This window comes from Streptomyces pseudovenezuelae (genome assembly GCF_001513955.1).
Taxonomy (GTDB): domain Bacteria; phylum Actinomycetota; class Actinomycetes; order Streptomycetales; family Streptomycetaceae; genus Streptomyces; species Streptomyces pseudovenezuelae.
Genome location: NZ_KQ948160.1, coordinates 1 through 10,279, shown reverse-complemented (window position 1 = coordinate 10,279; position 10,279 = coordinate 1). Strand labels below are relative to the sequence as shown.

Sequence of the window (10,279 nt, the reverse complement as noted above, 5' to 3'; positions counted from 1 at the left end):
GGTGCTGGACCTCGACCCCACGGACGCCGGCGGCGTCGGTGTCGGTGTCCGTGTCGGCGTCGAGGAAAACTTCTTCGAGCTCGGCGGGCACTCCCTGCTCGCCACCCAGGTCATCTCCCGTGTGCGTGAGGTGTTCGCGGCGGAGATCCCGCTGGCCGCGCTCTTCGACCAGCCCACTGTCCGCGGCCTGGCCGCCCTGATCGACACCGTCGCACGTACCGCGAGCGGGCCGATGAGCAGGGCCGACCGCAGCCGGCCGCTGCCGCTGTCGTTCGCGCAGCAACGGCTGTGGTTCCTGGACCAGTTGGAGCCCGGCTCGGTCGAGTACAACATGTCGACCCGGCTGCACCTGCCCGGCGAGCTGGACCTGAGGGCCCTCGGTGCGGCGCTGGACGCGATCGTCGCCCGGCACGAGGTGCTGCGCACCCGCCTGGTCGCCGACCAGGACGGCATACCGCATCAGATCATCGACCCGCCCGCCTCCCTCCCCCTCCCCGTCGTCGACCTTTCGGGGTGCAGGGACCCGCGGAGCGCTGTGGGCCAGGTGGTCACCGAGGACGCGCTGACGTCGTTCGACCTGGCCCGTGGGCCTCTGGTCCGGGCGACGCTGCTCCGGTTGGCGGCTGACGAGCACGTGCTTGCCCTGGTCTTCCATCACGTCGTCTTCGACGAGTGGTCCGACCGTGCCTTCCAGCACGAACTCTCCGTCGTGTACGAGGCGTTCCGAGCGGGTCGGCCGAATCCCTTGTCGCCACTGGCGATCCAGTACGCGGATGTCGCCGCCTGGCAGCGGCGGTGGCTCTCCGGTGATGCGCTGGAGACCCAAACGGCCTACTGGCGCGAGACGTTGGCGGGTGCGCGAGATCTGGAACTGCCCACGGACCGGCCGCGCGAGGCCGATCGGTCCGTCGAGGGCGCGGTGGCCCGGTTCAGGGTGCCGGTGCGGACGGCGGAGGCACTGCGGGCTCTGTCGCGTGAGCACGGTACGACGATGTTCATGACGCTGCTGGCGGCCTTCGACGTCCTCATGGGCCGTTACGCCGAGTCCGACGACGTCGTGGTGAGCACGCCGGTGGCGAACCGGAACCGGGCCGAGACCGAGCAGCTCATCGGGTTCTTCGTGAACACGCTGGTGATGCGGACCGACCTGTCGGGCGACCCGTCCTTCGCGGAACTGCTGACCCGGGTGCGGGAAACGGCCCTCGGTGCCTACGCGCACCAGGACCTGCCGTTCGAGCAGGTGGTGGACGCCTTGGCGGACGTACGGGACCGTACTCGTAGTCCTCTCGGGCGGGTGTCGTTCAACTACGCACCGGACGTCCGCAGTTCGGGTGGCGGGGAGTCCGGGGCCGGTACGGGGGTGGAGACCGGCACGGGATTGCTGCCCGCGCAGTTCGACATGGTCGTGGCGCTCGCGGAGGACGACGGCGCGCTGGCCGGCGAGATCCAGTACAGCACCGCGTTGTTCGACGCGGTGACGGTCGAACGGATGGCGGGGCACATGGTCACATTGCTGGGAGCCGCGGCTTCGGATGCCGAGCGGCCGGTGGGCGAGTTGTCGGTGCTGACCGAGGCCGAGGTCGGACAGCTGGTACACGAATGGAACGACACGGTGGTGCCGTTGCCTTCGGTGGGCGGCGTCCATGAGCTGATCGGCGCGCGGGCCGTCGCCGCTCCGGACACGGTGGCGCTCGTCTTCGGCGACGAGGTGGTGACGTACGGCGCCCTGATGGCGCGGGCGGCCCGGTTGGCGCACCATCTGCGCGGGGCAGGTGTCGGTGCCGAGTCGGTGGTGGGACTGTGCCTGCCGCGCGGGGTGGACATGGTGGTGGCGCTGCTGGCCGTATGGCAGGCCGGCGGTGTGTATCTGCCTCTCGATCCCGAATACCCCGCAGAGCGGCTGGAGTTCATGCTCACCGACAGCGGCGCGTCGCTGCTGGTGGGCACCGAGGACCTGGTCGACGACCTGCCGGTGGGGAGGCTGCGCACGGTCGTCCTGGACGACCCGGCCGTACGTGCGGCGGTGGCCACCGAGCCCGGCCGGGCGCCCGAAGTGACCGTGGAGCGCGACCAGTTGGCTTACGTGATCTACACCTCGGGGTCGACCGGGCGTCCGAAGGGTGTGCAGCTCACCCACGGGGGTGCCGTCAGCCTGGCGGTGGCGCAGCGGAGCGTGCTGGGCCGGTCGGACGCGGGCGTGCGGGTGCTGCAGTTCGCGCCGTTCGGGTTCGACGCCTCCGTGTGGGAGGTGCTGATGGCGCTGACCGCAGGCGGCAGCCTCGTGATCGCTGGTCCCCCGGAGAGGGCGGAGCCGGGCCGGCTGGCGGCGCTGATGGGCCGAGCCGGCGTGGAGGTGGCGACGGTGCCGCCGTCGCTGCTGGATGTGCTGCGGCCCAGGGACCTGGGCGGAGTGGAGACCCTCTTCACGGCCGGGGAACGACTGGAGGCGCATGTCGCGCGTCGCTGGGCCGAGGGGCGGCGACTGGTGAACGCCTATGGCCCTACGGAGACGACGGTGTGTGCGACGGCGGCCGGGTGCGCGGGGCAGGACGAGGACGCCCCGCCGATCGGCGGGCCGGTCGCCAACACGCGGGTGTACGTGCTGGACGCGTCCCTGCGGCCGGTTCCGGTGGGTGCGGCGGGCGAGTTGTTCATCGCGGGCGCGCAGGTGGCGCGGGGCTATCTCGGGCGTCCGGCGCTGACGGGCGAGCGATTCCTGCCCGACCCGTTCACGGCGGACGGCGGACGCATGTACCGGTCCGGGGACCGGGCGTGCTGGCGGGCCGACGGACGGCTGGAGTTCCTCGGCCGTGTCGACGACCAGGTCAAGGTGCGCGGTTTCCGGATCGAGCCCGGGGAGATCGAGGCCGCCCTCGCCGCCCATCCGGCGATCCGCACGGCCGTGGTCACCGCCCATGGAGACGGCCCGGACCGCGGTCTCGCCGCCTACCTGGTGCCGACGGACCACAGCGAGGGCGTCCCCGAAGCGGCCGAACTGCGCGGACTGTTGCTGCGCAGCCTCCCGGAGCACATGGTGCCCGCCGTCTACATGGAACTGTCCCGGCTGCCGCTGACCACCAACGGCAAGGTCGACAGGGCGGCGCTGCCGGTGCCGGAACCGGAACGCACCCGCAGCGGCTCGTACGTCGCCCCTTCCGGCGAGGCGGAGGAACTCCTCGCGGAGGTGTGGGCCGAGGTACTGGGCCTGGACCAGGTCGGCACCCAGGACAATTTCTTCGAGCTGGGCGGCAACTCCCTGCTGGTCACGCAGATCGTCGGACGCATCCGCGGCGCCGGGCACGACATCAGCGTCGGCGACCTCTTCGACCATCCGACGATCGCGTCCGCCGCGCCGCTGATCCAGTTGCACACCGAGGACCCCGAGGTCCGTTCGGCGGTGACCGTCCGTGCCGGCACCGTCCGGCCCGCCGTGTTCGCCGTCCACACCTTCACCGGTGAGGTCGCCGCCTTCGCGGAGGTCGCCGGACATCTGGCCGAGGGTCAGCAGCTCTACGGGCTGCAGCAGCGTGGCCTGACCGGCGAGGACGCCCCGCCGTCCTCGGTGGAGGAGATGGCGACGACGTACATAGGGGAGATGCTGCGGCTTCAGCCGGAGGGCCCCTACCTGCTCACGGCCCAGTCCGGCAGCTCCTACGTCGCCCTGGAGATGGCGCGGCAGCTGCGGGCCCTGGGCAAGGAGGTGGGCGGTGTGCTGCTCATGGCGCCGGCCCGTCAGCCCTTCGCCCGGCGCCTGCCCAACCAGCCCTTCGACCGCGTGGCCCGCAGGCTCCTGGACAGCGTCGAGCACGCCCTCGCCGCCGCCCCCGGCACGACACTGCCGCGGAAGGACGAGAAGCGGCTGCTGAAGAAGTACGGCGCACCGGACGACCAGATCGGACAGGGCGTCCGCGAGGGTGACAAGCATGCCCTGCGGATCATGCGCGCCCTGATCATCAACCGGCACGCCTACGCCTACTACGGCGAGCTGATGCACCGTGGGATGCGTACCTACGACGGCCGGGTCGTTCTCCTGATGCCGCAGGACGACCCCAAGAGGGCGTACCAGTGGACCCTGGAGCAGTGGCGGCTGCCGCTGTCCACCGAGCCGGAGGTCGTGGACGTGCCCGGCAAGCACTCGGACATCTTCCACGAGGGCGGCGCCCGGGCCGTCGGCGCCTACCTGAGTGCCGAGATCGACCGCTGGCAGCGCCGCGCGGGAACCGCCCGGCGCGGGGGAGGGACGACCGCATGACGGCCCGGTCCCGGGCTGTCACGGCCGGCGCCTACGAACTGCCCAACGGGCGCCGGATCACCTGCGTCAGCCCCGCCGAGGCCAAGGTGCTCTGGGCGGAGGCCACGGCGGACGGTCTCTACGCCCGGGCCGCGAGCGCGTTGCGTCCCGGCGACACGGTCCTCGACGTCGGGGCGAACATCGGGATCGTCTCCCTGATGTTCGGCTGGGCCGTGCCCGAGCTGCGGATCGTGGCCGTGGAGCCCGCCCCGGCCACGTTCGCGTGCCTGGAATCCAATCTGCGCGAGCATGTGCCCCGGGCCGTGTGTGTGCGCAGCGCGGTGTCCGACCGTGCCGGACACCGCGCTTTCACCTACTATCCGAGGTCGACCGGGAATTCAGGACTGTTCGCCGACCAACGGGCCGACGACGAGAACACGCGGATATTCCTGCGCAACTCCGGAATCCCGGAGGAGTACATCGGGGAAATGATCAGCGGGCTGCACCGTGGAATCGACATGACCGTGCCCACTCTCACCGTCTCCGATCTCGTCCGGCAGCAGGCGCTGGACCGGATCGACCTGCTCAAGATCGACGTCGAGCGGGCCGAACACCTCGTCCTCGCCGGCGTCGAACCGGACCACTGGCCGCTGATCGGCCACGTCGTCGCCGAAGTCCACGACGAGCAGGGCCGGTTGGCGGCCATGCGCCGCCTCCTCGAGGACCGGGGATTCACCGTCGGGATCAGCCAGGACGCCAAGCTGGCCGGCACGGACCTGTACGAACTCGTCGCACGGCGCACGGCCGACGGCGCCCTTTGACGTGTTCGAATGACGCCACGCCGCAGTTGAACGCGTTGCACGCGCCACCGCTGGATGAATGATCCAGCGGTGTGCCATCGTGAAGCGGACTTTTCTCCCAGGGCAGCGCAGCGCACCGTCATCGCACCGATTCAGCTTTCTTATGTGCAGGGGACATCTGATGCTTTCTGACGCCAAGCGGGAATTGCTGAAGCGACGCCTCAGGGGAGAGCAGGTATCGCGTCAGGCTTGGGAACCTCGGCCCGATGGGCCGCTCCCGTTGTCCTTCGCGCAGCAGCGGCTGTGGTTCCTGGACCAGTTGGAGCCCGGATCGACCGAGTACAACCTGTCGATGCGGGTGCGGTGGGACGGCGCCCTGGACGTCGCCGCGCTCCAGGCCGCCCTGGGCGGTGTCGTGGCCCGCCACGAGGTGCTGCGCACCCGCCTGGTGGCCGGCGCCGACGGTGTGGCGTGCCAGGTGATCGACCCGCCGGCGGAGTTCCCGCTGAGGGTGGTGGACGTCTCCGGGGACGGCTCCCAAGCGGCACTGGGCACCCTGGCCGCCGCGGACGCCGCAGTGCCCTTCGACCTCGCGTCCGGACCCCTCATCCGCGGCACTCTGCTGCGGGCCGCCGAGGAGGAGCACGTTCTCGTGGTGGCCCTGCATCACGTGGTGTTCGACGAGTGGTCCGACCAGGTCTTCCACCGTGAGCTGTTGGCGTTGTACGAGGCGTTTCGTGCGGGGGAGCCGGATCCGTTGCCTGCGTTGGAGGTGCAGTACGCGGACTTCGCGGTGTGGCAGCGGCGGTGGCTGGACGGTGAGGTGCTTGAGCGGCAGTTGTCGTACTGGCGTGAGCGCCTGTCCGGCACTCCGGACACGGAACTCCCCATCGACCATCCGCGCCCCCCGGTCCGTTCCTCGGCCGGCGCGTCCCTGAAGTTCGCCGTACCCGACGACATCGCGGAAGCCCTGCGGGGGTTGTCGCGTGAGTGCGGTGTGTCGATGTTCATGACGCTGTTGGCGGCGTACGCGGTGTTGTTGGGGCGGTATGCGGGGTCGGAGGACGTGGTTGTCGGTACGCCGGTGGCGAACCGGAACCGGGCGGAGACGGAGGACTTGATCGGGTTCTTCGTGAACACGTTGGTGATGCGTGCGGATCTGTCGGGTGATCCGTCGTTCCGTGAGGTGCTGGGGCGGGTGCGGGAGACGGCGTTGGGTGCGTATGCGCATCAGGATGTGCCGTTCGAGCAGGTGGTGGATGCGTTGGTGGCCGAGCGGGACCGCTCGCGCACGCCGTTGTTCCAGGCCCTGCTCAACTACGACTTCGCGGAGACCTCGGACGTCGGCGCCGCCCTCACCGCCGCCGACGCGGCCGATGGCGGCGTCGTCGCCAAGTTCGACCTGCGCCTGGTGCTCAGCGACGGCAGCCGTGGACTGGCCGCGGAGTTCGAGTACAGCACCGCGCTCTTCGACGCCGCGACGATCGAACGGATGTCCGGCCACCTCCTCACCCTGCTGAGCGCCGTGGCCCGGGACGCCGAGGAGCCGCTGTCCCGGCTGCCCGTCCTCACCTCGGAGGAGCATCGCCGGCTCACGCGGGACTGGAACGACACCGACACACCCGCGCCGTCGACGGGCGGTCTGCACGAGACGATCGCCGCACGGGCGGCGGACACCCCGGACACCGTGGCCGTCGTCGCGGGCGCCGAAGCCCTCACCTACGGCGGCCTCATGGCTCGGGCCAACCGGCTCGCGCACTACCTGCGCGGGATAGGTGTGGGCACGGAGTCGGTGGTCGCCGTCTGCCTGCCCCGCGGTGCCGACACCCTCGTGGCCGTCCTCGCCGTGTGGCAGGCCGGTGGCGCCTATCTGCCGCTGGACCCCGAATACCCCGTCGAGCGCCTGGGGTTCATGCTCGCCGACAGCGGCGCCTCGGTGCTCGTGGGTACCGAGGACCTCGTCGACGAACTGCCCGTCGGGCGGCTGCGGACCGTCGTGCTGGACGACCCGGCCGTACGGGGGGCGGTGGCCGCCATGCCTGCCGAGTCACCCGGGGCCGGCGTGCTCCCGGACCAGCTGGCCTACGTCATCTACACCTCCGGATCGACGGGACGGCCGAAGGGCGTGCAGGTCACCCACGCGGGCGTCGTGAACTATGTCGCCTCGGTCGTGGAGCGCGCCGGATGGACCGAGGGCGGCCGGTTCGGCCTCCTCCAGCCCGTGGTCACCGACCTCGGCAACACGGTCGTCTTCGGCTGCCTGGTGTCCGGCGGGACCCTGCACGTCCTGGACGCCGCCGCCGCGGTCGACGGACGCGCCGTGGCGGCCTACCTCGCCACCTGGGCCGTCGACTGGATCAAGATCGTGCCCTCGCATCTCGCGGCGCTGGCCGCCGACGCCGGCCTGGCACCCGTGCTGCCCGCCCGAGGAGTCATGCTCGGCGGGGAAGGCGCCTCACCCGAGTGGCTGGCCACGCTCGTCGAGACCGCCGAGGACCGCGCCGTCGTCAACCACTACGGGCCGACCGAGTCCACGATCGGCGTGCTCACCGACCCGCTGACGGCCCAGAGCCTCGACGCCGGAGTGGTCCCGCTGGGCAGGCCCCTGGCCAACACCCGGGTCCACGTCCTGGACGCGGCGCTGCGAACCGTACCCGTGGGCGTGCCGGGCGAGTTGTTCGTCTCCGGCGTACAGGTCGCGCGCGGCTACCGTGGCCGCCCGGCCCTCACCGCCGAACGGTTCCTGCCCGACCCGTTCCGCGCGGACGGCACGCGGATGTACCGGACCGGCGACCGCGTGCGCCGACTGCCCGACGGACGCGTGGAGTTCCTCGGCCGCACCGACCAGCAGCTCAAGGTGCGGGGTTTCCGTATCGAACCGGGCGAGGTCGAGGCCGTTCTCGCCGCCCACCCGAGTGTCCGGTCCGCGGTGGTCGCGGCGGACGGCGAGGGCAGCGAACGCCGCCTGGTGGCCTACCTCGTGCCGACGGACCGGGACGAGGGCGCCCCGACGGCGACCGAGCTGCGCCCGTACGTCACCGCGCGACTGCCCGAGTACATGATGCCGTCCGTCGTCGTCGAACTGGCCGAATTCCCCCTCACGGCGAACGGCAAGCTCGACCGCGCCGCCCTCCCCGCACCGGACAGCGTGCGCCGGGACGCGACCGGACTGGTGGCACCGCGCACCGAGACCGAGCGCGTCCTCACCGAGGTGTGGGCGCAGGTCCTCGGCATGGAACGAGTGGGCGCCGAGGACAACTTCTTCGACCTGGGCGGACACTCGCTGCTCGCCACCCAGGTGATCTCCCGGATCCGCGAGGTGTTCGGGGCCGAGATCCCCCTGTCCGCACTGTTCGACCGGCCGACCGTCCGGGAACTCGCCTCCGCCGTGGACGGCTCCACCACCGACACGGCCGTTCCGCCGATCACCGCCGTCGACCGGGACCAGGCTCTGCCCCTGTCGTTCGCGCAGCAACGCCTCTGGTTCCTGGACCAGTTGGAGCCCGGTTCCACCGAGTACAACCTGTCCACCTCCCTGCGCTGGCCCGGCGACCTGGACCTCCCCGCCCTGCACAAGGCCCTGACCACGGTGGTGGCCCGGCACGAGGTGCTCCGGACCCGCCTGGTCGCCGACCAGGACGGTGTCGCACACCAGGTGATCGACGAGCCGGCGCCCTTCCCCCTGCCGCTGGTCGACGTGTCCGCCGAACCGGACCCGCGGGCAGCCGCCCGGGCGGTCCTCGAAGCGGACGCGCGTCTGCCGTTCGACCTGTCCGCAGGACCCCTGATCCGCGGCACCCTCGTCAAGGTCGCCGCCGACGACCATCTGCTCACGCTCTCGCTCCACCACGTCGTGTCCGACGACTGGTCCGGCCGCATCCTGCGCGATGAGATCTCCACCCTGTACGACGCGTTCCGTGCGGGTGCGCCGGACCCGCTGCCGGCGCTGCCGGTGCAGTACGCCGACTTCGCCGTCTGGCAGCGCCGGTGGCTGGAAGGGGACGTACTGGAGGAACAACTCACCTACTGGCGCGACAAGTTGGCCGGTGCACCCTTGCTGGAGCTGCCTACGGACCGCCCCCGCCCACCCGTACGCTCCAGCGACGGCGGCGCCGTCGACTTCCGGATCCCTGCGGAGACGGCACGACGACTGCGCCACCTGACCCGCGAAAGCGGCACCACCCTGTCGATGACGCTGCTCGCCGCCGTGAACGTCCTGCTCGGCCGGTACGCCGGAACGGACGACGTCGTCCTCGGAACCCCCGTGGCCAACCGCAACCGCGCCGAGACCGAGGACCTGATCGGGTTCTTCGTCAACACCCTCGTCATGCGGACGGACCTCTCCGGCGACCCGTCCTTCCGGGAACTGCTCGGACGCGTACGCGAGACGACCCTGGGCGCCTACGCCCATCAGGACCTGCCCTTCGAGCAGGTGGTCGACGAGTTGTCCGTCGAGCGCGACCGCTCCCGCAGCCCCCTCTTCCAGGTCCTCTTCGACTACGACAACGGACAGTCCCGCCCAGCCGACGCACCCGAGCAGAGCGACCGACCGGACCACCCCGACCAGCCGGCCGCGGCACTGCCGGTCCGGTTCGACCTCGTCGTCACCCTGGGGGAGGCCGACGGCACCCTCGCGGGCGAACTCCAGTACAGCACCGCCCTGTTCGACGCCGAGACCATGGAGCGGATGGCGGGCCACCTTGCCGCCCTGCTGGACGCCGTCGCCACGGACGCGGACCAGCCCATCGGTGACCTGCCCGTCCTGACCGCCCCCGAACGCGAGGACGCCATCAACGCCTGGAACGACACGGCTCGGCCGTTGCCGTCGGTGGGTGGGGTGCACGAGTTGATCGCTGCCCGGGCGGCGGAGTCTCCGCAGGCGACGGCCGTGGTGTGCGGTGAGGACTCGCTGACGTACGGGCAGTTGATGGCACGGGCCAACCAACTGGCCCACCACCTGCGCGCACTCGGCGTCGGCGCCGAGTCGATCGTCGGTCTGTGCCTGCCGCGTGGTGTCGACATGGTGGTCGCGGTGCTGGCGGTGTGGCAGGCGGGAGGCGCGTACCTCCCGCTCGACCCCGAGTACCCGGCCGACCGGCTGCGGTTCATGCTCACTGACAGCGGTGCCTCCGCCCTCGTCGGAGAGCGGTCCGTGGCTGGCGATCTGCCGATCGACACCGCCGTATGGCTGGACGACCCCGACGTCCGGCACACCCTGGACAACCGACCGGCCACGAGCCCCCAAGTC

The 10,279-nt window shown here is 71.2% G+C and carries 3 protein-coding genes; all 3 read left to right on the top strand.

What is annotated here, in order from left to right; all coding sequences use genetic code 11:
• Positions 1–4,252: non-ribosomal peptide synthetase (locus tag AQI94_RS42100; RefSeq protein WP_159050659.1), on the top strand; the 4,252-nt coding region annotated here is incomplete at its 5' end.
• Positions 4,249–5,052 carry an FkbM family methyltransferase gene (locus tag AQI94_RS42095; protein WP_031061702.1) on the top strand — a complete coding sequence of 268 codons (804 nt, stop codon included), beginning with the start codon at positions 4,249–4,251 and terminating at the stop codon, positions 5,050–5,052. The genes AQI94_RS42100 and AQI94_RS42095, both read left to right, overlap by 4 nt.
• A gap of 259 nt (positions 5,053–5,311) precedes the next feature.
• Positions 5,312–10,279 (top strand): non-ribosomal peptide synthetase (locus tag AQI94_RS42090; RefSeq protein WP_159050658.1); only part of this gene is annotated, 4,968 nt, incomplete at its 3' end.

Coding starts and splice junctions, on each gene's coding strand:
- AQI94_RS42095 (WP_031061702.1), top strand. CDS start 4,249: ATGACGGCCCGGTCCCGGGCTGTCACGGCCGGCGCCTACGAACTGCCC.